Origin of the sequence: Pseudomonas putida NBRC 14164, assembly GCF_000412675.1 — a bacterium.
Taxonomy (GTDB): Bacteria; Pseudomonadota; Gammaproteobacteria; order Pseudomonadales; family Pseudomonadaceae; genus Aquipseudomonas; species Aquipseudomonas putida.
This window is the reverse complement of record NC_021505.1, coordinates 3,633,551-3,654,003: the sequence shown is the minus strand read 5'-3', so window position 1 is coordinate 3,654,003 and position 20,453 is coordinate 3,633,551. Positions and strand designations below refer to the sequence as shown.

At 60.8% G+C, this 20,453-nt stretch carries 18 protein-coding genes and 2 pseudogenes; 12 read left to right on the top strand and 8 right to left on the bottom strand.

The features are described from left to right. Nucleotides 1–20 precede the first annotated feature (20 nt). Entirely contained in the window at nucleotides 21–266 is a 246-nt protein-coding gene (locus PP4_RS29295) for a hypothetical protein (RefSeq protein WP_162471772.1), read from the bottom strand. A gap of 14 nt (nucleotides 267–280) precedes the next feature. Between PP4_RS29295 and PP4_RS16185 the strand changes: the two are divergent. After that, nucleotides 281–1,030 (top strand): annotated as a pseudogene (locus PP4_RS16185) (4-hydroxy-tetrahydrodipicolinate synthase family protein); the annotation flags it as partial. A 212-nt stretch (nucleotides 1,031–1,242) separates the two neighbouring features. On the opposite strand, the gene PP4_RS16180 reads toward PP4_RS16185, so the two are convergent. Then, complete coding sequence (locus PP4_RS16180; RefSeq protein ID WP_016500271.1) at nucleotides 1,243–1,476, bottom strand: hypothetical protein; 234 nt, start codon at nucleotides 1,474–1,476, stop codon at nucleotides 1,243–1,245. Nucleotides 1,477–1,827: 351 nt separating this feature from the next. Here PP4_RS16180 and PP4_RS16175 point away from each other — a divergent pair, with 351 nt between their 5' ends. Then, entirely contained in the window at nucleotides 1,828–3,786 is a 1,959-nt protein-coding gene (locus PP4_RS16175; protein ID WP_041167773.1) for an ATP-binding response regulator, read from the top strand. Here PP4_RS16175 and PP4_RS16170 read toward each other — a convergent pair. Continuing rightward, on the bottom strand, nucleotides 3,714–4,484 hold the full coding sequence (locus PP4_RS16170) for a response regulator transcription factor (RefSeq protein ID WP_016500269.1): 771 nt from the start codon (nucleotides 4,482–4,484) through the stop codon (nucleotides 3,714–3,716). The two genes, PP4_RS16175 and PP4_RS16170, sit on opposite strands and share 73 nt — an antisense overlap. Nucleotides 4,485–4,707: 223 nt before the next feature. Between PP4_RS16170 and PP4_RS16165 the strand changes: the two genes are divergently transcribed. Then, entirely contained in the window at nucleotides 4,708–5,841 is a 1,134-nt protein-coding gene (locus tag PP4_RS16165) for an aminotransferase class V-fold PLP-dependent enzyme (RefSeq protein WP_016500268.1), read from the top strand. Between the two features lie 410 nt (nucleotides 5,842–6,251). Continuing rightward, on the top strand, nucleotides 6,252–7,247 hold the full coding sequence (locus PP4_RS16160; protein ID WP_016497900.1) for an IS110 family RNA-guided transposase: 996 nt from the start codon (nucleotides 6,252–6,254) through the stop codon (nucleotides 7,245–7,247). A 57-nt stretch (nucleotides 7,248–7,304) separates the two neighbouring features. Here PP4_RS16160 and PP4_RS16155 read toward each other — a convergent pair whose 3' ends face one another. Together PP4_RS16155 and PP4_RS16150 are read right to left on the bottom strand one after the other, a co-directional pair. Continuing rightward, a complete protein-coding gene (locus tag PP4_RS16155) occupies nucleotides 7,305–7,664 on the bottom strand; it encodes a cupin domain-containing protein (RefSeq protein ID WP_016500267.1) in 360 nt (119 codons plus the stop codon). Then, nucleotides 7,661–8,254 (bottom strand): GNAT family N-acetyltransferase, encoded by a 594-nt coding sequence (locus tag PP4_RS16150; protein ID WP_016500266.1) that lies wholly within the window; start codon nucleotides 8,252–8,254, stop codon nucleotides 7,661–7,663. The genes PP4_RS16155 and PP4_RS16150 overlap by 4 nt, the downstream gene beginning before the upstream one ends. 159 nt (nucleotides 8,255–8,413) lie before the next feature. Between PP4_RS16150 and PP4_RS16145 the strand changes: the two genes are divergently transcribed. From PP4_RS16145 to PP4_RS16115, 7 genes and pseudogenes are all read left to right on the top strand, one after another. Further along, on the top strand, nucleotides 8,414–8,797 hold the full coding sequence (locus PP4_RS16145) for an APC family permease (protein WP_144063135.1): 384 nt from the start codon (nucleotides 8,414–8,416) through the stop codon (nucleotides 8,795–8,797). Further along, nucleotides 8,767–9,237: pseudogene (locus PP4_RS29580) on the top strand (AMP-binding enzyme); the annotation flags it as partial. The gene PP4_RS16145 and the pseudogene PP4_RS29580, both read left to right, overlap by 31 nt. Before the next feature lie 48 nt (nucleotides 9,238–9,285). Then, on the top strand, nucleotides 9,286–9,837 hold the full coding sequence (locus tag PP4_RS16135; RefSeq protein ID WP_016500263.1) for a YdeI/OmpD-associated family protein: 552 nt from the start codon (nucleotides 9,286–9,288) through the stop codon (nucleotides 9,835–9,837). 83 nt (nucleotides 9,838–9,920) lie between these two features. Beyond that, nucleotides 9,921–10,745 (top strand): AraC family transcriptional regulator, encoded by an 825-nt coding sequence (locus PP4_RS16130; RefSeq protein WP_041167772.1) that lies wholly within the window; start codon nucleotides 9,921–9,923, stop codon nucleotides 10,743–10,745. Between the two features lie 259 nt (nucleotides 10,746–11,004). After that, nucleotides 11,005–11,529: a sigma-70 family RNA polymerase sigma factor gene (locus tag PP4_RS16125; protein ID WP_041167771.1), complete on the top strand. Its 525-nt coding sequence runs from the start codon at nucleotides 11,005–11,007 to the stop codon at nucleotides 11,527–11,529. After that, nucleotides 11,522–12,481, top strand: coding sequence for a FecR family protein (locus PP4_RS16120; RefSeq protein ID WP_016500260.1), 960 nt, complete (start codon nucleotides 11,522–11,524; stop codon nucleotides 12,479–12,481). The genes PP4_RS16125 and PP4_RS16120 overlap by 8 nt, the downstream gene beginning before the upstream one ends. Nucleotides 12,482–12,553: 72 nt before the next feature. Next, complete coding sequence (locus PP4_RS16115) at nucleotides 12,554–14,977, top strand: TonB-dependent siderophore receptor (RefSeq protein WP_016500259.1); 2,424 nt, start codon at nucleotides 12,554–12,556, stop codon at nucleotides 14,975–14,977. A 258-nt stretch (nucleotides 14,978–15,235) separates the two neighbouring features. Here the strand turns inward: PP4_RS16115 and PP4_RS16110 are convergent, their stop codons facing one another. Together PP4_RS16110 and PP4_RS16105 are read right to left on the bottom strand one after the other, a co-directional pair. Further along, nucleotides 15,236–15,688, bottom strand: coding sequence for a GNAT family N-acetyltransferase (locus PP4_RS16110; RefSeq protein ID WP_016500258.1), 453 nt, complete (start codon nucleotides 15,686–15,688; stop codon nucleotides 15,236–15,238). Nucleotides 15,689–15,772: 84 nt separating this feature from the next. Next, nucleotides 15,773–17,461 (bottom strand): NAD(P)H dependent flavin oxidoreductase family protein, encoded by a 1,689-nt coding sequence (locus PP4_RS16105; RefSeq protein WP_016500257.1) that lies wholly within the window; start codon nucleotides 17,459–17,461, stop codon nucleotides 15,773–15,775. Between the two features lie 79 nt (nucleotides 17,462–17,540). Between PP4_RS16105 and pdxR the strand changes: the two genes are divergently transcribed. Continuing rightward, nucleotides 17,541–19,016, top strand: coding sequence for a MocR-like pyridoxine biosynthesis transcription factor PdxR (gene pdxR, locus PP4_RS16100; RefSeq protein ID WP_016500256.1), 1,476 nt, complete (start codon nucleotides 17,541–17,543; stop codon nucleotides 19,014–19,016). A 165-nt stretch (nucleotides 19,017–19,181) separates the two neighbouring features. Here pdxR and PP4_RS16095 read toward each other — a convergent pair whose 3' ends face one another. After that, a complete protein-coding gene (locus PP4_RS16095; protein WP_016500255.1) occupies nucleotides 19,182–20,423 on the bottom strand; it encodes a DUF1835 domain-containing protein in 1,242 nt (413 codons plus the stop codon). Nucleotides 20,424–20,453: the final 30 nt, after the last annotated feature.

The window sequence follows — 20,453 nt, the reverse complement described above, 5'->3', positions numbered from 1 at the left end:
CCACCATTATCCAGCCATACCTACGCAACGGGCTTTCTCATGATGTCCACATCCAACCACGCCATTTCCGCTTCGGGCTTCATTGCCCAGGCAGGCGCGTGCGTTGCCGTTGCCAAGAAATCCAAGAAACAGCCGCTCATCTGACCGAGGCGCGCTGTCTCGTCAGATGGGCTGACGAGACAGAAGGCGCCAGGTATCCCTGCCAGACCACTTCGACTCTTCACCCGCTGACGCTGACTTTCGGTCAACATCAGGAGTTTTTGCATGTCGAATTTCCGTGGTATCTTGCGGTACCACGGGCGAAGCGGCAGCACTGTCCAAGGCCGAGCAACTGGCCGTGCTGGACGCGGTGCTGGCCTGGGTGACGCCAGGCCAGGTGGTGATGGGCCTGTCGGGTTACAACCTGCGCGAACTGTTGGCGTTCCAGGCTGAAATCCAGCAGCGCGACATTGGCGGGCTGCTGGTGCCGGCACCTTGCTACATCCGCCCTTCGCAGGCTGGCATCGAAGCGTTCTTCAATACCGTAGCCGATGCCGCCAGCGTGCCGCTTATCGTGTACGACATCCCTTACCGCACCGGCGTTCGCATCGAGCGCGAAACCTTGCGCCGGATTGTGCGCCACCCACGCATCGCGGCAGTCAAGGACTGCGGCGGCGACAGCGAAACCACCATGGCCCTGATCCAGGACGGCCACGCCCAGGTGCTGGCCGGTGAAGACCTGCAAATATTCAACAACCTGTGCCTGGGCGGTGCAGGGGCCATTTCGGCTTCGGCGCATGTGCATGCCGACCTCTACGTGCGCATGCTGCGGCAGGTCGATAGCGGTGACTGGGCGGCTGCGCGTGGCACGTTCTACCAGTTGCTGCCCTGGATCAAAATGGCTTTCGCCGAGCCCAACCCTGCCGTGGTCAAGGCCGCATTGCAGTTGCAGGGGTTGATGAGCGACGAGCTGCGCGAGCCGATGCAGCCATGCACTCAACCAACCAGAGACAAACTGCTGGCGGTGCTGGCGCTACCCGGTGCCCTTTAGGCGATGGCCCAGCGCCTTTGGCTCCCACGAAAAAGGCAGGCATCAGCCTAATACCAGTCAGTTAAGCAATTGGGGCCGCGTTGCGGCCCTTCGCGGGCTCGCCCGCTCCCACAGGTTGTGCGCTCGGTGCGCAATTACGCTATCTCTGTGGGAGCGGGCAAGCCCGCGAAGGGCTGCACAGCAGCACCAATAATGCTGGGCGGTTTTTACTATCAGAAGTCTTTGCTTACTGCCGTTTGTGGGTGGGTTGGTTGCTGCTGTTGTCTGGCTTGCACCTGGGCGATCTGCTGTTTCTGCTCGGCCGCGTCATTGCCCCAGAGGCGTGCCTGCTCCGCCAGGAAGTTCTGCTTGAACTGTTCAGCCCGCTGAGAGCCGTCTTCAGCATGCACGGCGCCGGCCAGGCCAAGCAGCACACTGCCAATCGCGATGGTTTTTATCAGTTTCATGATGCACCTCGGTTTCCTTGCAGGCTTGCCTGCGTAGGTTTATCGCCCGCTTGCTTGGGCAACGGTCTGGCCACTTGGGCGCAGTGGGCCATGCCAGTTCCGTTTCAGCGGCAGCGCGCAGCACACCAGGTTGCGCGAATGCCGGCTTCGATGGCGGGTTTGCCAGCAGGTGCTTTACTTTCAGAGTTGGTGTTCATGATGCCTGCTCCCGTTGTTTCGAAGTTGCTGTGTGTCGATGGGTTCAGCTTCTCACCGAAGCAGTGTTCGGAAAATACAACGGCGGTAGTGCAACTTGGGTGGTGCAACAGTTGTGGTGCAACAGCTGTAGTATCAACAGCGTGAGTGGCCAACATGACCAGATGGCATGAAATCAAAGAGGCCGCAGTTGAACTTTTCGGCCTGCCGAAACCCTTCGCCAATGCGCAGGACGAACAGGGTTTTCTCGATACCCAGGCTGCAGAAAACCTTCGCAGGCGACGCTTGTTCATGTTTGTGGCCATTGCCGTATGGGCCGGTTTTGGCTATTGGGATTATTACCACTACGTGCGCCATGAGCAGGCGCTTTCGCGCCTGGACTTCTACTGGATCCTGGTGTGGCGGCTGGCAGGCACCGTGGCAGTAGCCGCAGCAACCTGGGTGTCATTCATCTCGCGTTTTGACAACGAATGGTGGGTGAACAGAACCGTGGTGATTGCGGTGTGCTTCGCCCAGACCTGCCTGGTGGCAATGATGCAAATTGTCCCCGCGCCGTTGAATTACAATTACTACTTTGTCGGCATTGTCCTGGTTATCTTCTTTCAGCACGGCACCTTGGCGCTGCTGGCGCGCTATTCGTTGTTCAGTACCGGCTATTGCGTGCTGCTGCTCTGTGTGCAGGAAGTAACGACGGGTGTTCTGGATACCAACTTTTTCCCCGCCATGTTTTACCTGCTGGCGTTTGCACTGGTGGGCTGGACCATCAGTGTGCGCGCCGAGAAAGTTGCGCGGGAGGGCTATCTTAAATCCCTGGCGTTGAACAAAAAGAACGAAAGCCTGGAGCAAGCCAACTTCCGCGTCCGCCGCGAGAAACAGAAAGCGGACGATGCGCTGAAGGCCTTGTTCGACCAAGAGGCGAAAAAAGCCGTGGAAATCCGCGAAAAGGCCGAAGCCAGCACCCGCTTCGTCCGCGCGGCCTACCACGACACCATGCAACCCTTGGCCTCTATTGCCTCCCTGGCGTACGTTGGCGAGCGTTTGGTCGAGCAGGGCCAGCATGAACGCCTGCAGGAAATCTTCCACGATATCGACGTGTCCGGGCGGGAAATCAGCGCCCTGTTCACCGGCCTGCGCGAAGTGTTTACCAGTGGCGAGTCGCAACCGGCCATCGAGCCGTTCTCCCTGAACGCGTTGATGACCGAGCTCGAATCGCTGCACCAGCCCTTGGCGCACGCCAAGGGCTTGCGCCTGAAGTTGCAGCAGCGCCGGCAGGATGCCGTGCTCGATTCAGACCGGGCGATTTTCAAGCGTGTGATGGGCAACCTGATCTCGAATGCCGTCAAGTACACCGAGCGGGGCGGCGTGGTGGTCGGCAGCGTGGCGGGCAGGACTACCGTGCGCGTCGATGTGGTCGATACGGGTATCGGCATACCCGACGCGTTCAAGAGCAAGGTCTTCGAGGAGTTCTTCCAGGTCGACAACCCCAGCCATGACACCCGGCGCGGCTTGGGTTTGGGGCTGTCGATCGTGAAAAACTTCATTGATCGCTTGCCGGGTCATCGGCTGAGTTTCAGCAGCCGCCCCGGGCACGGTAGCCGGTTTTCGGTCGACTGCCCTTTGTTCCAGGGGGGAGCACCGTCGACGGGCGCCAGTGTGCCGGCGCCGCAGCTCGATGACACGTGCCTGGACATCGCCGGGGCCTATGTCCTGCTGGTCGATGACGATAAACGCATCCTCGACAGTTTGTCGAAGTCGCTGAGCCTGCAGGGCGCCATCGTCGCCACGGCCGAGGACCAAAATACCTTGCAGGAAGCGTTGGCGCGGGCGCCGGATCGCTACCCGGACCTGCTCATCTGCGACTACAAACTGCGCGACGGCCTGGTCGGCGTGGCGCTGATCGAGCAGGTGCGGGCGTTTTACGACTGGGCGCACGTGCCAGCGATCCTCTACACCGCCGAGCTGTTGCGCCAACCGCTGCATGACGACAGCCTGTCACGGGCCGTCGGCAAGGGCGAAAGCGCAGCCACCCTGATGGCTGCCGTTCAGCAGCTCTTGTCTCGCGGTCGGCTGGCCAATGCTGGCGAGGCCGGTGAAGACAGCACCCCCAGCACCTGACCGGTCTTGGCGAACAGGCCTTGCAGGCCATACAGGTCGATGACCCCGAACTTGCCGTAGAGCTTGCTCAGGTACTGACGCACGTTGACCGGGTTGATCTCCAGAATCGCCGCGATCTTCCACGGCGCATTGCCTTGCAACGCCAGGCGCAGAATGTCGAACTCGCGCGGTGTCACGCCCAGGTCCTTGGGGCCGAGCGGTGTTGCGGGTTGCTGGTGGAAGGCAGAGGAGGGTGCCTGGCCGCCTTTGCCAATCGCCTCGCTGGGCAGGTAGACCCCACCGCTGAGCGCTCGTTTGATGGCCTCCAGCATCACTTCATGGGCACTGGCCTTGGGCACGAAGGACGAAGCACCGCGGCGCATCACCTCGTCGACGAAACGCCGCTCCGACTCCGCCGACATCACGATCACCGGCGCCGTCACGCACCTGGCAGGGTCGGGGTCGGCTGGCGCCTCGCGGCCGGACTTGAACAGCGACAGCAGGCTCAGGCCGTTGTCGGGCGTAAGGTCGTTGCTGGTGGCCGAGGTGGGGATGCACAAGTCCAGGAAGATCACGTCGAAGGCCTGGCCACGCACCAGTTCCAATGCTTCTGCGGTGCAGGAAGCCTCCAGCACCTGGGCGTCCTGATGCACGGCCTGGATAAGGCTCTTGACCCCGGCCCTGAGGATGCCGTGGTCGTCTATCAGCAGAATACGCATCAGCCGGCTCCTGGCGGGGGGGATGTGCTTGCAGTATTGCCGAGAAAGGGGCGGGTGTACCTACTACGGCTGTAGTGGGTACAGTGAGTCGGGGTATCAGCAGCTGGATGGTTGCGAGGTAGAGGCTATACGCTACCTGCAAACAGTCCCGATCAATCTTCTCATTTGCCAAGGCACAGGAGAGGGTCCATACCAATGACATCTCTGCCAAAGGAATCACCGCATGTCAAAGCTATATCCAAGTATTGATCCTGAGGGGCTGGTCGAGTACTCAGTGGTCTACACCGACCGCTCGCTCAATCACATGTCGCAGGCATTTCAAGGCGTGATGAAGAACATTTCCAGCACCCTGAAACAGGTCTATAACGCCCAGGCGGTTGCAGTAGTGCCGGGCAGCGGTACATTCGGCATGGAAGCGGTAGCGCGGCAGTTTGCCACCCGCCAGCAATGCCTGGTAATCCGCAACGGTTGGTTCAGTTATCGCTGGAGCCAGATCCTCGAGATGGGCAACATCCCGGCGGCTACCACGGTGCTGAAAGCCCGGCCGGTCGAGGCGGGTCGCCAGGCAGCCTACGCGCCGCCGCCTCTGGACGAAGTGCTGGCGGCCATTGAGGCGCACAAGCCGCAAATCGTCTTCGCCCCCCACGTTGAAACCTCATCCGGGATTATCCTGCCCGATGATTACTTGCGGGCTATTGGCGACGCCGTGCATGCAGTGGGGGGGCTGTTCGTACTGGACTGTATCGCCTCAGGCACGCTATGGGTTGATATGCACAAGTGCGCAGTCGACCTGCTGATCAGCGCACCGCAAAAAGGTTGGAGCGCTTCCCCTTGCTGCGCGCTGGTGATGTTCAGTGCTTTGGCCCTCGGGCGCATCGAGCATACCCAGAGCAGCAGCTTTGCCTGCGACCTGAAAAAGTGGCTGCAGATCATGCAGGCATACGAACAGGGCGGGCATGCCTACCATGCGACCATGCCCAGCGATTCGCTCGCGCGGTTCAATGACGTCATGAACGAGATGCAAGCCTACGGTTTCGACAAGGTTCGCGCTGAACAGCAGGCGCTGGGCGATAGGGTACGTGCCATGTTGACCGGCAAAGGCATCAAAAGCGTGGCCGCAGCCGGCTTTCAGGCCCCAGGCGTGGTGGTGAGCTATACCGATGATGCCGACATCAAGAACGGTAAGAAATTTGCCGAACACGGCCTGCAGATAGCCGCCGGGGTGCCGTTGCAATGTGACGAGCCGGCCGACTTCCAGACCTTCCGTATCGGCCTGTTCGGGCTTGAAAAGCTGCACAATATCGAGCGCACGGTCAGCACCCTTGAACAGGCACTGGACGAAGTGATGGTGAGCTGAGCCCTTCTTGGCTGCAGCACGGTCAGGGCTGCCTGCTATGGGGCGCTGTCACGCAGAGAGCAATGGTCATTGTGGGAGCGGGCTTGTCCCGCGAATGGGTCCACGCGGTGCATGGCACCGGCTCCGCCGGTGTTCGCGGGGCAAGCCCGCTCCTTGTATGTTGTGCCTAGCCTGATGAGAGAGGTTATTCTCGTCAGGCTATAGAAGCACTTCCGGGGAGGCCGATCGCTCCTGAAGGCAGGGTTTGCCCCTGACCTTGTCTGTAGAGAGGCCCCCCGCCTCATTGCCCACTACGAAGAGTATCGAGAAGCCGACAAGTCGGACTTCGCATTACAAGGTTGCAGCGGCATGAAGTTCGAGGTCGGGGAACCGGAGGCCATTGTTACCTAACTCGCTTGGGAGTGGGAAGAATGAATGTCTGTGTGGGCCTGGATATTGGTTCTCGTACGTCGATCGTTGGGGTGCGTAAAGATGGGCGTCCCGCTGGACAGTGGGATATCGCTCAGACCCCTGCGGGTCGTAAGGCAGCGGTGAAAAAGCTGCAGGCGCTCAAGCCCAAGTCGATCGTGATGGAGGCGACCGGAATCTATTACCTGGACCTGGCCCTTGAGCTGCATGCTGCCGACCTTCCTGTTTCGGTGATCAACCCCAAGAGCTTCCATAATTTCGCCAAGCTGATGCTGGTGAACAGTAAAACTGACTCGATAGATGCTCAGTTGCTGTCCGAGTACGGTGAACGTATGACACCGCGCTTGTGGACACCGCCAAGCTCCGTACAGCTTGAGCTGAGGGCTCTTGGCCGGCACATCAATCGTCTGGTCGGGCACCGCACCAGGGCGAAGAATGAACTGCATGCATTGCAGGCGACCGCTACGACCGTGTCGATGCTGATCGAAGATCAAGAGGAAGCGATTGCCACTTTGGACAATCGCATTGAGCGTTTCCGCAAGGCCGGACGTGAGTTGATCGCTCAGTGTCCGACGCTTAACCGGCAGTACAAGCAGTTACTAGCGGGCCCGGGAATGGGAGAAGTCTCGGCACTTGCTGCCTTGGCTGAGCTGACCACCCTTCCTCAAATGCTCAAGTCCTCTCAGGTCGCTCGTCATGCTGGTCTAGATGTTCGACAGACACAGTCGGGGACAAGCATTGATAAACCTGGTCGGCTCGGCAAAAGCGGGAATGCCTATTTACGGGCAGCCATGTACATGCCTGCGTTGACGGCGGTGCGCTGCGATCCTTACGCGAAGGCCTTTTATGAATCGCTGGTCAGCAGGGGGAAGAAAAAAATGCAAGCGATCGCCGCTGTCATGCGCAAGTACCTGACGGGCATATGGGCATGCATGCGCGGCGATGAACCATTTGATACGGCCAAGCTTTTCAGCTCTGAACACCTTAGAAAAGCTTGACCGCCAACAGAGTATCTACAGTGATCTGAGCTGCGCTCGATGAAATGCGACCCGTGTCTAGTTCGCCGGCAAGAGGATCACGAAGTTCTTTTTCATGTCTTCCAGCACGGTCCACTTGCCCTTGGCGCCCGGTTCGATAATGAACGTGTCGCCAGCGGCCAGGGTGAGGGGGGCGCAACCTTCAAGTTCGATGACGCAGCGTCCACTCAGGACATGGCAGAACTCCCACACTTTGTAGTCGATGCGCCAGGCCCCGGTGCTGGCTTCCCATTCTCCGGAAATGCGCCCTTGTTGTTCATCGTGATAGTACTTGGACGTCAGCGTATGAGGGGTGCCTTCCAGCACCTCTTCAAAAAAGGGAAGGTCGCGCACCGGTTGGATATCCAGTTCGCGGAACACGGTCAGTTTCTTGTTCATGGTTTTTTCTCGAGCACGTTGTGGGTGGGGCGATACATCAAATAGGCTTCACCGGTTACGCCCAGCATCGGGTGCGCAACGATCTGGCAGGTTTTAACAATCTGAAAACCATGACGTTCGTAGAAGCGGCGTGCACCGTGGTTTTCTGCATAATCGATCAGGCATAGCCCAGCCAGGCCAGCGTCCTCAGCACGCTGCTGGGCGTGGCGAAGAAACTGCACGCCCAGCCCCTGGCTGCGCCAGGCCTCATCCAGGGCCAGGCTGGATATGTACAAGGTGTCGGGTACTTCCATGTCGGCATAAGGCGCGAGCACCGGGTCTGTCTCGACGGGCCTGTCAGGGGCCTCGCGCAAGGCATAGCTATGCATCATGCCGATGACGCGCCCTTCGAAGGTGGCCATCAGGCAGTTCTTGTAGGAAAAGTCGCCCTGTTCCCTGGCATAGCGAGACGCACCGACACTCAGCAACGCTTCCCCAGGTGCGGCAAGCTTGCTCCATATGTAATCGGCCATGCCCTCCGATGTCAGTTGAAAGAAGCGCGCAATATCGTGCGCGTCCGAGGCTTGGGCGGGCCTGAAGTCGATAGGCATGAACAGTGCTCACATGGGATAGGGTGGTTGGTTTTCGAGGATTACGCCTTTGACAGGGGGGCAGGGTAGACGGGTTCAACGGTTCCCATCATGCTCTGGGCGAACACCGTCAGCACTTCGTGCGACGCTGGCCCATGCTCGGAGGCTCGTGGCCGTCCAATGGCTCAGGCCTGGGGAATCGATCGTGTTTTAGCTCCAACTAACGCATTTTGCACGTCGTTACCAACGTTGCACTGCTGGTGCAGTTCTTTTCTGGTTTTGACGTTCTTTACCGAGTACGCGTTTACCTTGGCACTGGAGCTGACGAGTTCACTGACGCTGGTTCCGTACCTTTTGGTGGCAGCGTATGCGCTCAAACTCGCCAGAGCCCGCGAAACATACGTGTTGGCTAGAGGAAATCGCGCGAAGGATATGGTAATTGCCGTCCTGGCGACGGCCTATGCACTGCTCATGCTGTATGCGGGAGGGTTGAAGTACCTACTGCTATCTGCGGTGATTTACGCGCCGGGCACGTTGCTCTCGTCGATCGCAAGAAGGAAATGATCATTTCCGGCGGGTTCAATGTGTACCCCTGCGAAGTGGAACAAGTGATTTACGGCTTCCCCGAAGTGTTCGAGGTAGCAGTGGTCGGCGTGCCTGATGCGCAGTGGGGCCGGGCGGTGCACAGCACATTCCAGCCTGCGGACCCGGTGGTGTTCGCCAACGGCAACCTCGGCCCCGGTCGCCCTGGTTACGGCTACCGCAATTACTGGTACCAGAAGAACGACGGTGACGGTTCGGTCGAGGCCAGTGGGCGTTTCGGTCAGAAAATCTATATCAACCCCCGCCGCGAAGTGGTGATCGTGAAGCTGTCAGCAACCGCCCATCAGGCCCGGCGCGCCACCCGTGCCGACGGCGAGGTAAAAGCCCCTGTGCGCGTCGTGGATTCGCCCGCTGCGTTCAACAGCATGGTGGGTGCGGTGCTGCCGGCCCTGCCGGGTTAAAGTGTCTTTACTGCAATTGAACCTGGCATCGTGACTGGAGGCGTTGCAATGACAACTACCGTTGTGAAATCCCGCTTCGAAGCAACGCTTCTTCGTCCGGCAAACCCTGGGGATGATTCGTCATGGGCTTTCGTGGTACTGCCAAAAGAGGCGAGTGCACAGCTTCCCAGGCGAGGAAGGACGACAATTGAAGGCACATTGAATGGATACCCTTTCCAGGCAACCCTTGAACCGGATGGTCAACTGAGCCATTGGCTGCAGATCAGCTCTACGTTACTCGAAGCTGCAAATGCTGCCATTGGCGACATCGTTACACTGGACTTGAGCCCTGTGCTGAAGGAGCCCGAACCTGACATCCCCCCCGATTTTCAGGAGGCACTGGCAGCCACGCCTGAGGCTCGTCTGGTCTGGACCAATACGACGACCCTCGCACGAGTGGACTGGGTACACTGGATCACGTCAGCCAAGCAGGCCCAGACGCGCGCAAAACGGATAGCCAATGCATGCGATATGCTTGCTTCCGGCAAGAAGCACGTTTGCTGTTTCGACCCGTCTGGCTACTACAGCAAGGCCTTCCGTGCGCCTGAGGCGCAAGATTGATAAACGCCGTCGCGGGTGGGAATCCCGAAGCACCAAGGGTCAAGCACCCCATCCCAGATGTCTCAAAAGCGGCAAGCATACTCATGGATCGAAAAGCAAAACCGTCATCCACCTCTGACTGGGTCATACGCAGCACTACGCCTGGCAGCGTGGAGCGCATCGAAGCCTGGTTTGGTGGCCATGGCTACGACCCGCATCGTCATGACACATACTCAATAGGCCGTACCCTTGCCGGTGTTCAGAGCTTTCACTACAAGGGGGCGCTGTGCCACGGCGTGCCAGGCAACACCCTTGTGCTGCACCCGGATGAAGTGCATGACGGCATGGCCGGCACGGAGTTGGGCTTTCGCTACCGGATGGCCTACATCGACCCGTCGTTGATCCAGAACGTGCTCGGGGGCGAACCGTTGCCTTTCATTGCCGGCGGGCTCTCCTGCGACCCGCGTTTGTACCGCGCCAGCGAGGCGTTCGTACAAGCCTTGGACCATCCTCTGGAAACACTGGAGGAGCAGGACGCCGTGTATGACCTGGCAATGGCGCTGCGTGCCGTGGGCGGTAAACCACGTGGCCGCAAACGCCTGGACTACCCCAGCGCCGAGCGGGCCAGAGCGTTCATCATGGAGCATCTGCACGCAGGCATCACGCTGGAGATGCTCGAACAGGCCAGCGGGCGTGAGCAATGGAGCTTGTCGCGGGACTTTCGCGCCCTGTACGGCACCAGCCCTTACCGGTTTGTCACGCTACGGCGCCTGGATTGTTTTCGCAGGCTGATCCTGGATGGCTTCACCCTGGTCGATGCCGCCCTCGCCGCAGGCTTTCACGATCAAAGCCACATGACCCGGCACTTCACTCGCACCTACGGCGTGCCGCCTCTGCGTTGGCTGGAACGCTTGCGTGCTTCTCGCTGAGTTGCAGGATCGTACAAGAAAGGCGTGTTTCCCATTCGATAGGCTGGTCGCTCCAACTGGCGACAAGTTCAGCTTGCGTCGGTGTTGCGTAGCCCTGGAGGTTTTGGTGCAATTCTTGTCGGCGCCGGCTTTCAGGCGATGAGGCCGGTATTTTGACCAGATTGGGTAGACAAGGTCAGCCGCCAGCGGTTGACAAGCATATAGCGAGGCTCCTGCATAAGTGATAACTTAGATTAATTCTCATTTGCAGCCATTTGTCATGGACCGACCTCGATCACCTTCTTCCGATCCCATTGGCGAGCTGTATGCGGGGCACCACCCTTGGTTGGTGGCGTGGCTGCGGCGGCGCCTGCAATGTCCGCATCAGGCTTCGGACTTCGCCCAGGACACGTTCTACCGTGTACTCACCGCCGGGCAGTATGCTTCCCCTCGTGAGCCTCGTGCATTTCTTGCGACCATTGCGCGCCGTATCCTGATCGACAACGGCCGCCGCTTGCGCCTGGAGCAGGCATACAGGGAGGCGCTTGAGGCCAGTGTCGAGCATATGGAGCAGGCGTTCTCGCCCGAGCAAATCCTGCAGGCCATAGAGCTGCTGGAATGTATCGACCGAGCGCTGTCACGCATGAAGCCCAGAGTTCGTGAAACCTTTATCCTCCGTCACCTTGAAGGCTTGTCCCAGGATGACATAGCACGTCATCACGGCATTTCGGTGAGGACTGTACAGGCCGATTTAGTCGAGGCCATGCTGGCTTGCGACGCTGCCATGGAGGTGAGCGATGCCTGACCAGACTGCCGATTCGGTCCTGCGCGAGGCTGCGCGCTGGCTGGTGCTACTCGACGACCAGGCCGACGTGCAGTTACAGGCGCAATTCCAGGCATGGATCAGCGCGGCCCCTGAACATGCGGCAGCGGTCGCGCGCTTGCAAGGGCGTCTGAGTTCGTTGCAGCAACTACCCCGCCAGGCTGCCGGAAAAGCCCTTCGCCACGCACCACGCGCGCCCCAGGCCAGCAAGATGCAGGCCCTGGCCTTGGCGCTGGCCTTGCTTCCCATGGCCTGGATCACCACGACTTGCTGGCAACAGGGATATCTGCTGGCAGACCTGAGCACCTCAGGGGGCGCTTGGCTTGATCGCCGACTAGACGATGACAGCGAAATCCATCTGGACGGGGACTCGGCCGTGAACGTGCATTTTGATGCAGGTGAACGCCGGGTCGAGCTGCTGCGTGGCGAAGTGTTGGTCGATGTGGCCAAGGACCCTCGCCCATTCCTGGTAGTGACTGCACATGGCAGTGTTCGGGCGCTTGGCACGCGCTTCACGGTGGAGCGGCAAGGCGACTCGACGCAAGTGACCATGATCGAGTCGACTACCGCCATCAGCAGTGCCGGCCACTCACTGAAGCTGACGGCCAACCAGCGCGTACGTCTTGGCGCACAAGGCCCAGGCAACGTTGAACAGGTACGGGCAGATGCCCTTGAACAGGCTTGGCACAAGCACCAGCTGCTGGCCGAAGATGAGCCACTGAGCGATGTGCTGACGCGTTTGTCGCGCCACTACCCGGGCCTGCTGTGGGCCGATCATGCTGCCCTCGCAGGGCTACAGGTGACGGTGATGCTGCCGCTGGATGATCCGCGCCAGGCATTGCGGCTGCTGCAACGCACCTTGCCGATCCAGGTCAGCCAGTACACCCCTTGGATAACCCGGGTAACCCTGAAACCCGATGCGGAGCGGAAATAGTTTCAATAATCATTTCGTGTTTTCGAATTTCGTCCGTCCTCCCATGGCCAACACCATAGGAGTATCGAAAACATGAAGTCGCCGATTCGAGCGCTGACCCGTTCTGCCCCGCACGGCCTTTACCTGGCCGTGCGCCTGGCACTTTGTACGGCACCACTGGCAGTGCCTGCCAGTGCCTTGGCCGAGCAATCCCTGCAGCGCTATGACATCGCTGCCGGGCCGTTGGGCGAAGCCCTGGGTCGGTTCGCCCAGGCCAGCGCAACGCCCATCTCTTTTGAGTCCCGCCAGGTGCAAGGATTGACCAGCCCCGGTGTGCACGGCAGCTTCACCATCGATGACGGTTTTGCACAGCTACTGTCGGGCTCTGGACTGGTAGCGAGCCCGACCGAAGATGGCTATCAACTCCAGCAGGCCGCACCGGTCACAGGCGCAGTCAACCTTGCAGCGACCACCATTGCCGGCAATACACCCGGTTCGATTACCGAGGATAGCGGCTCCTACACCACAGGATCGACCAATACGGCGACCAAGATGGCCCTGAGCCTGCGGGAAACCCCGCAATCGGTGACGGTGATCACCCGCAAGAAGATGGACGACCAGAACATCCAGAACCTGGACGATATCGCGCGCACGGCAACCGGTATCACCCTGACCAAGATCGGCACTGACCGCTCCACCTACTACGCGCGTGGCTTCGAGATCAGCGATCTGCAATACGACGGGATTCCGACCAACATCTCGGAAAACTACTCGATGGACGTCATGTCCACGTCGAACATGGCCCTCTACGACCGTGTCGAAGTGGTACGCGGGGCCAACGGCCTGATGCAGGGCACGGGCAACCCGTCGGCGGCGATCAACCTCGTGCGCAAGCGGCCGACCCAGGACTTTCGCCTGGGTGCGGAATTGGGTGCAGGCTCCTGGGACAACTACCGGAGTCAGGTGGATGTTTCCGGGCCATTGACCGCCACGGGTAATATTCGCGGCCGCGCAGTAGCCTACTACAACAACGCCAACAGCTACCGGGACGGCGCCGAGCGGGACAACCAGTTGCTGTATCTGGTCGGCGAGGCGGATCTGAACGACTCCACCGTGCTGACGCTAGGTGCCACCCTTCAGAAGGACAACCAGAACGGCTATGACTGGGGCGGCCTGAATACCCGCAGTGACGGCTCCTTCTACCCGCTCTCGCGCTCCACCAACCTCAACGGCAAGTGGGCCCACCTGGATCGCAACAACTACACCCTGTTCGGCGATGTCACGCACAAGTTTGACAACGAATGGACGTTGACCTTGGCCATGAACGCGATCTGGTCGAACGCCGATTTCCTTTCGGCCTATCCGAGCCGGGTATCGGGCGACAACTATCGCATGACCGTCTCCCAGGCTGACTACGAAGACACCCAGTTCGCGCTGGACCTCTATGCAACCGGGCCATTTGAGCTGTTCGGGCGCAGGCACCAATTGATGTTGGGGGCCAACAGTCGCCAGGACGAGTTCACTGCCGTCATCAAGAGCGCGGTCAACAACCCTACGATCACCATCACCGACTTCGACTACAGCGCTCTGCCCAGCCCCATCCTCAATGCGATCGGCTCGGACTACAACTACAAGCGCAAGGAGCGAGGCCTGTACGGTGCCTCGCGCTTCAGCCTCACGGATGACCTGAGCCTGATCCTCGGCACGCGGGTGAGTTGGTCAGACTACGAGGTGGCCAGCCCCTACACCAATGATCGATACCGGGAGAATGGCCGGTTGGTGCCTTATGCCGGGCTGGTACTGGACCTGGACAAGCATCACAGCTGGTATGCCAGCTACACCGAGATCTACAAGACTCAGAGTTACTACGGTGTCGGTAACACCTTGCTTGACCCTATCGAGGGCGACAACTACGAAACCGGCATCAAGGGTGAGTATTTCGATGGCCGCCTGAACACCACGCTGGCCATTTTCCAGACCAACCTGGAGAACATGCCCGAAGCCCTGTCGGTGTCGCCAACCTGTGGCGTGACGGGTACCAGCAAATGTTATGAAGCCGGCGCGAAAGTGCGTAACCGCGGCTTTGAACTGGAGATTTCAGGCGAACCACTGGAGAACTGGAACCTTAGCGCTGGATACACCTACAGCGATCCAGAATATGTGGCTGGCAGTACCAAGGGCTCGGACTACTATCGCAAGATCCCGCGCCGCCTGCTAAAGGTGTCGACGGACTACCGCTTGCCCGGTGCCCTCGACCAGTGGCGCGTGGGTGGCGACGTGTATGCCCAGAGCCGCACCGCCGCCGATGTCAGCGGGTATGCCATCAAACAAGGTGGCTACGCCTTGCTCAACTTGCACGCCCATTATCAAATCAATCAACAGTTCAGCGTGCAGTACAACCTCAACAACGCCTTGGACAAGGTCTATTACCAGTCCTTGCCAACTTCAAACAACTTCGGTGGCCTCTACTATGGTGATCCGCGCAATGTCGCAGTCACCCTACGTTACCAATATTGATGCCGTGGATGGATTGTCCACGGTATGCCGGGTTGCCGATCTGGCCTTTCAGCATTCACTCTGCGGTGATTGCCCGGGCAGCGTCTGTACGTTAGCGAACAGACCCGTCACGGCTCTGCGCCCCGGACAACGGGCGGGTGACTGCCCCCGAACAGCAGGTGGAACAGACCGTTGTGCAAGAACAGCGGCCCCGGCAACAACAGCTGCGAAGCTGATAACCAGGCACCGCTTTGCGGTACTTTTGCGACAGGGCCGCGCCTACACAGTCGGCAGGCGCTTTTCCATTGGCTGGTAGAGCAGCCCGGCAAACTCGCCCACTTCGCCTGCCAGGGTGAAGCCGTAGTGTTGGTAGGCAGGCACTGAAGACAGCGACGCCTTGACCGTCACGACGTCTACCCGGGCATGTTCCAGCGCGGCATTCATCAGGCGCGTGCCGATGCCCTGGCGTTGCCAACCCGGTGCAATGAACAGCATCGCAACGTGGCGGCCTTCCTTGAGCTCGATCAGCCCCGTGAGGGCGCCCTGCGCAACACAGGCCAGCATCAGGTTGTCGCCCCTCATGCGCTCGGCAAACGCCTGGGGTGCTACCACCTTGGTGAAGGTCTCGATACCTTGCGCAGACAGCGAGGGCGCAACTGCCTGCATGAAGGCATCCAGGCACAAGGTGCTGGCTTGGGGGAGGTCGTCAGGGGTCAGGTTGCGTATTTGCATATTGTTCGTCCGTGGCTGTCAGCGTCCTGCTGGCAACCTTATCCTGTAAATCCGGCTTGATCGACAACCGCCAGGGCTTGGGGATCAAGCGGCCCTCGCCACGGTCGGCTTGCCTTCACCGATCAGGATGTCTTCGAAAAACGCCCCGACCGGCTCGGTGGGATGGCACAGCTGTATTTCCAGCACCCATACCACCTCGCTCGGAACGATCTCCACCTCGGCCAGTTTGTCCTGCCCATAGAGCATGTGCGGGAAGTCGGCGATGCGATGGCCGGCCAGGTTGCGCTCCAGCTGCCAGCCTTTGGACTTGGCACTGTGCTCGGCGAAGTCATACAGCTCGCGTCCGGTCAGCCCACGGCCCCAGGCCTGGCGGGTTTCGGCGAACACCTCGTGCAGTGCCTTCACGCAGGCGTGGTGCAGGTCGTGCTGGCCAAACACGAAGGTGTCGCCATAGTCGCCTTCGTAGCCATCCCATACCGGGCCGACGTCGACTACGACGATATCCGTAGTACGTAATACACGTTGCAGGTCGATGCCTTGTCGCGGTGTACGTACGGTGTCGTCGCCGAAGCGGATGTAGGTGGGGTGCCAGGTGTGGGACGCGCCCATTGCCTGCAAGGTTTGCGCAGCCATCTCCAGTGCCTGGGCGGTGGTCATGCCGACGCGCAGTTGGCTGGCGATCGCGGCCACGGAGCGCACTGACTGCTCGCGGGCAGCGAGCATGCCGTCCAGCGAGTAGCGTGGGCCGACTTTTTCCAGCTCTGGGTGCAGGGTGTTGGCGGCTGCAGCCTGGGGTGCCAGTGCGCCGCTGGCGACAAAAGCCTCCGCGACAAATCGGTGGGGTTGTACGCCGGCGGCAAGGCACAGTTCGCGGGCCTGGTTGATCATGGCGGCATTGCCGCAGGCATAGACCTGGGTGTCGGCCCACTGATGCGCCTGGCCCAACGCCACCTGCTGCACGCGTGCCTCAGCCGAAAGAACCGGGTGCCAGCGAAAGTTGGGGTGTTCATGGCTGGCCTGCTCGAGAAACGCACGGTCATAGAAGTCCGCCGTCGATGACCCGCCCCAGTACAGCGTCACCTTGGCCCCGCGGGCCAGTGCTGTCAGCAACAAGGGCTTGATGCCGGCGTATCCTGTGCCGGTGGCAAACAGCACCAGTGGGCGTTGGTCTTCATGCTGCCAGGTGCAGGCGCCCACCGGCCCCTCAAGGTTCAGTACGGCACCTGCTTGCAGGGTGGGCAGCAGGCCTTCGGTGAACACGCCGCCGCTGACCTTACGGATGTGAAACACCAGTTGCCCCTGGTCCTGAACGGGCAGGTTGGCAATGGAGAAGCAGCGGCTGCCACCGTTGTCGAGCTGGAATCTTACGTATTGGCCTGCCCGCACTTCCAGCGGTTGAGCAGGTTGCAGCACCAGTTCGACGATATCTGCACTCAACTCGCGCTGGTTGTGAACCTGCGCCTGGAACGCCAGTGTCGGGGCGTCCAGGGACCAACCTGGGATCGCCAGGCGCATGTCGCTGCAGGCGTGGCTCTGGCACAGCAGCATCTCGTCGGCGGCCAGGGGGTAGGAGGGCGCGGGGGTGTCTGCATCCCGCTGCTTGTCCTGATACTGCCCCGATACCACCTTCACCTTGCAGGACCCGCACGCGCCGCGGCGGCAGGAGAAAGGTACCGGCAGGCCACTGGCGAGCATGGCATCGAGCAGCAGCTCCTGGCTGGCTTCGAAGGTTTTGCCCGAGGGCGACAATTCGATGACGTGACGGCTTTGCATGAGCACCTCGGAGGCAAATGGAGGCTCGATTGTTGCTATAGTCCAGGACCAGCAGAACCTCCAGTTTTGGATAATTCACATGGTCCAGCTTCGCAAATGGCAGCCGCTGCTCAAGCTTGATGGGGCGCAGTCTTCGTACCGGCAGATCGTCGAGGGGTTGGTGGCCGCGATCAGCGAGGGCCGCCTGCGCCCTGGCACGCCGCTGCCGGGCACGCGGGAAATGGCGCAACTGTTGAACGTCAACCGCAAGACAGTGATCCTTGCCTACGAGGAAGCCGAGACCAAAGGCTGGCTGCAGAGCGTGCAGCGCCGGGGCACTTTCGTCAGCCAACAGCTGGCGACCGGAACACCCACCGAGCCCGCTACCACGGGGCCTTTCGCGCTGGCGTTGCCAGAGGAGCCTGCCGTTGCCTACTTCGAGGCGAACGAACGGGCTGCAGCGCAGCAGGGGCGGCCAGGGGCCTTGTTCTTTGACAACGGCGCCTGTGACCATCGGCTGTTGCCCCAGGCAGTCCTGCATCGCTATTACCGCAATGCCTTGCGCAGCAGCTTTACCAGCAACAGCGTGCGCCATGGCAGCGATTGCAGCAGCCTCTACCTGCGCGCCGCCCTGGCCGACATGCTGAGGCACAATCGCAGCCTGAACGTTGGCGCCGAGCATATCTGCCTGACCCAAGGCGTGCAGATGTCGCTGTCGCTGTTGGCCAGCGTGCTGCTCAAGCCGGGGGATGCCGTGCTGGTCGAGCGCCTGAGCTATCCGCCGGCGTGGGAGATTTTCCGTCAGTTGGGTGCCCGGCTGGTGACCGTGGACCTGGACCATGAGGGGTGCCGGGTCGATCAGATCGATGCCCTGTGCCGGCAGCACAAGGTGCGGATGATGTACATAACGCCCCATCACCAGTTTCCGACCACGGTCAGCTTGCCAGCCGGGCGCCGGCAGCAGTTGCTGGAACTGGCGCGGCAGCACGACTTCTGCGTGGTCGAGGAAGACTACGACTACGAATACCACTTTTCCGGGCGGCCTTATTTGCCTTTGGCCAGCGACCGTCAGCAGCGGCACGTGATTTACATCGGCACACTGTCCAAGCCCTTGGGCAGCACGTTCCGTTGCAGCTATATCGTCGCACCGGTAGAGGTAACCGCAGTGCTGGAGCGCAGGGCGACGCTGACCCTGGGGCAGGGCGATGCGGTGATGCAGCGGATGCTGGCGGACTTGATCAACGATGGCGAGCTGAAGAAGCACTTGCGCCGGGTCAACCGCGAGTACCGTCGGCGTCGGCAGACCCTGTTGGCTTGCCTGCACGATGCGTTTGGCGAGCAGATTACCGTGCATGAGCCGGAAGGTGGGTTGGCGCTGTGGGTGCGGTTTGCCGACGCGATCAATGTGGATCAGTTGGTCGACAAGGCGCTGGCGCTGGACCTAGTGGTGCGCAGCGGTCGGCAGTTCTCGCCGTTTGGCCATGCCGAGAATGCCTTGCGCCTGGGGTTTGCTTCGCTGGATGTGGATGAGATCCGGCAGGCCACCCAGCGCCTGGCGCAGGCAGCAGAAAGGTGATTTCACGACTGCGGTGATTCAATTGTCTGGCGCCGCCTGGACTGGCCTCATCGCCGGCAAGCCAGCTCCCACAGGAGTGATGCAAGACCTGAGGTCAATGCGTTCCAGGTGGGAGCTGGCTTGCCGGCGATGGGCCGCACAGCGGCCCTGGGGTTGAGCACGTTATCAACGTCGCCACACCTCGCCTTGTTCGGTCACTACCCAAGGCCTGTCAGCCGCATCCACCAGCACCCCGCCAACCCAGCGCTGCGAAGGGTTGTGATCAAGCCAGTGCGCCTTGCCTGCAAGCACCTGCTCGGCAAGCGGCGTCAGCCGCAGCGGTCGCTGCGCCCAAGCTTCCCCTGAGCCTTCCAGCAGCAGCGGTTGTGGCGCGTGGATCAACGGCTGCAACAGCACATGGAACATCTGGTCACCGAGGTAAGGCAGCGGGTCATCCTGCATCATCAACTGGCCAAAAACGCGCCCGGCCGGTAGCTCGCCGCGTGAAGCCAACACGCGCAGCAGCAGGCGTTCGGTAAGGCTCAATCCATCCTGTGCCCCCGGCAGCTCCTGTAGCTGGCGCGCCAATGCCCCGCCGAGCAACGGCAAGGCCGGGTGCGTGTGGTCAGCGAGGCCTGCCCAGGTCTTTGGATTGGGTGCGGTGTAGGCCGCCCATGCTTCGCGGGCCAGGGCCAGTGCATCCTCACCCAGTGCGCGACGTTGCGGCCACAGCCAGGCCAACAGGTCGGGGGCCAGTTGCCCGATGCCGATGAAACGCTCGATACCGGGTACCTGGTCAATTTCGATCAGCTCAAGCCGACGCGGCAGGCCGGGCAGGCTGGCGAGCACGCGAATCAGGAACAGCTGGTCGTAAGCGTCGGCCTCGCACCACAGCACAATTTCGCTGTCGCGGTTCAGCCCGGCCAGTGCGCTACGCTGCGCCGCCTGCCGCTGTTCCAGGTCCAGGGGGCTCAGCTTGAATGCCTGTTGCACGTAGGCGCTGCGCACCTGCCAGTACTGCTCGTCGGGCAGCGCCGGTACAGGCCCCATGACCATCGGGTCGTCGAACATCTGGAAGGCGCCGGCAAACCCGGCGGTATGCAAGCTGTGGGCGATGTCGTTGCCGCAGCGCCAATGCTGCACGCTGGCCTCGTCATCGGCGGAAAAACCGGGGTGGCGTGCTGCGAAAGCCACGGCGTCGGCATGGGCCTTGAGCCTTGGCCAGCTGGCAAAGCCGGCCTCGCGGGCCACCAGCCATTGGGTGTCGGCAAGCCGGTAGTCGGGGCCGGGCAGGCCAAGCGTGCGCAATTGCTCGCGGGCGTCGTCGGCTTGGTGGTTTTTCAGTTCAGCCAGCAAGCGCTTGGCGCGTTTGCGCAAGGCGGGCAGGTCGAGCAAGCCGTGGTGGCGGGAAGCATTGATGGCGGGCATGCCAACTCCTTTGGGGCTCGGTCCGCCGAC

Coding starts and splice junctions, on each gene's coding strand:
- PP4_RS16160 (WP_016497900.1), top strand. CDS start 6,252: ATGAATGTCTGTGTGGGCCTGGATATTGGTTCTCGTACGTCGATCGTT.
- PP4_RS16125 (WP_041167771.1), top strand. CDS start 11,005: ATGGACCGACCTCGATCACCTTCTTCCGATCCCATTGGCGAGCTGTAT.
- PP4_RS29295 (WP_162471772.1), bottom strand. CDS start 266: ATGCAAAAACTCCTGATGTTGACCGAAAGTCAGCGTCAGCGGGTGAAG.
- PP4_RS16145 (WP_144063135.1), top strand. CDS start 8,414: ATGGCTCAGGCCTGGGGAATCGATCGTGTTTTAGCTCCAACTAACGCA.
- PP4_RS16120 (WP_016500260.1), top strand. CDS start 11,522: ATGCCTGACCAGACTGCCGATTCGGTCCTGCGCGAGGCTGCGCGCTGG.
- PP4_RS16130 (WP_041167772.1), top strand. CDS start 9,921: ATGGATCGAAAAGCAAAACCGTCATCCACCTCTGACTGGGTCATACGC.
- PP4_RS16170 (WP_016500269.1), bottom strand. CDS start 4,484: ATGCGTATTCTGCTGATAGACGACCACGGCATCCTCAGGGCCGGGGTC.
- PP4_RS16095 (WP_016500255.1), bottom strand. CDS start 20,423: ATGCCCGCCATCAATGCTTCCCGCCACCACGGCTTGCTCGACCTGCCC.
- PP4_RS16110 (WP_016500258.1), bottom strand. CDS start 15,688: ATGCAAATACGCAACCTGACCCCTGACGACCTCCCCCAAGCCAGCACC.
- PP4_RS16155 (WP_016500267.1), bottom strand. CDS start 7,664: ATGAACAAGAAACTGACCGTGTTCCGCGAACTGGATATCCAACCGGTG.
- PP4_RS16105 (WP_016500257.1), bottom strand. CDS start 17,461: ATGCAAAGCCGTCACGTCATCGAATTGTCGCCCTCGGGCAAAACCTTC.
- pdxR (WP_016500256.1), top strand. CDS start 17,541: ATGGTCCAGCTTCGCAAATGGCAGCCGCTGCTCAAGCTTGATGGGGCG.
- PP4_RS16150 (WP_016500266.1), bottom strand. CDS start 8,254: ATGCCTATCGACTTCAGGCCCGCCCAAGCCTCGGACGCGCACGATATT.
- PP4_RS16165 (WP_016500268.1), top strand. CDS start 4,708: ATGTCAAAGCTATATCCAAGTATTGATCCTGAGGGGCTGGTCGAGTAC.
- PP4_RS16175 (WP_041167773.1), top strand. CDS start 1,828: ATGACCAGATGGCATGAAATCAAAGAGGCCGCAGTTGAACTTTTCGGC.
- PP4_RS16135 (WP_016500263.1), top strand. CDS start 9,286: ATGACAACTACCGTTGTGAAATCCCGCTTCGAAGCAACGCTTCTTCGT.
- PP4_RS16115 (WP_016500259.1), top strand. CDS start 12,554: ATGAAGTCGCCGATTCGAGCGCTGACCCGTTCTGCCCCGCACGGCCTT.
- PP4_RS16180 (WP_016500271.1), bottom strand. CDS start 1,476: ATGAAACTGATAAAAACCATCGCGATTGGCAGTGTGCTGCTTGGCCTG.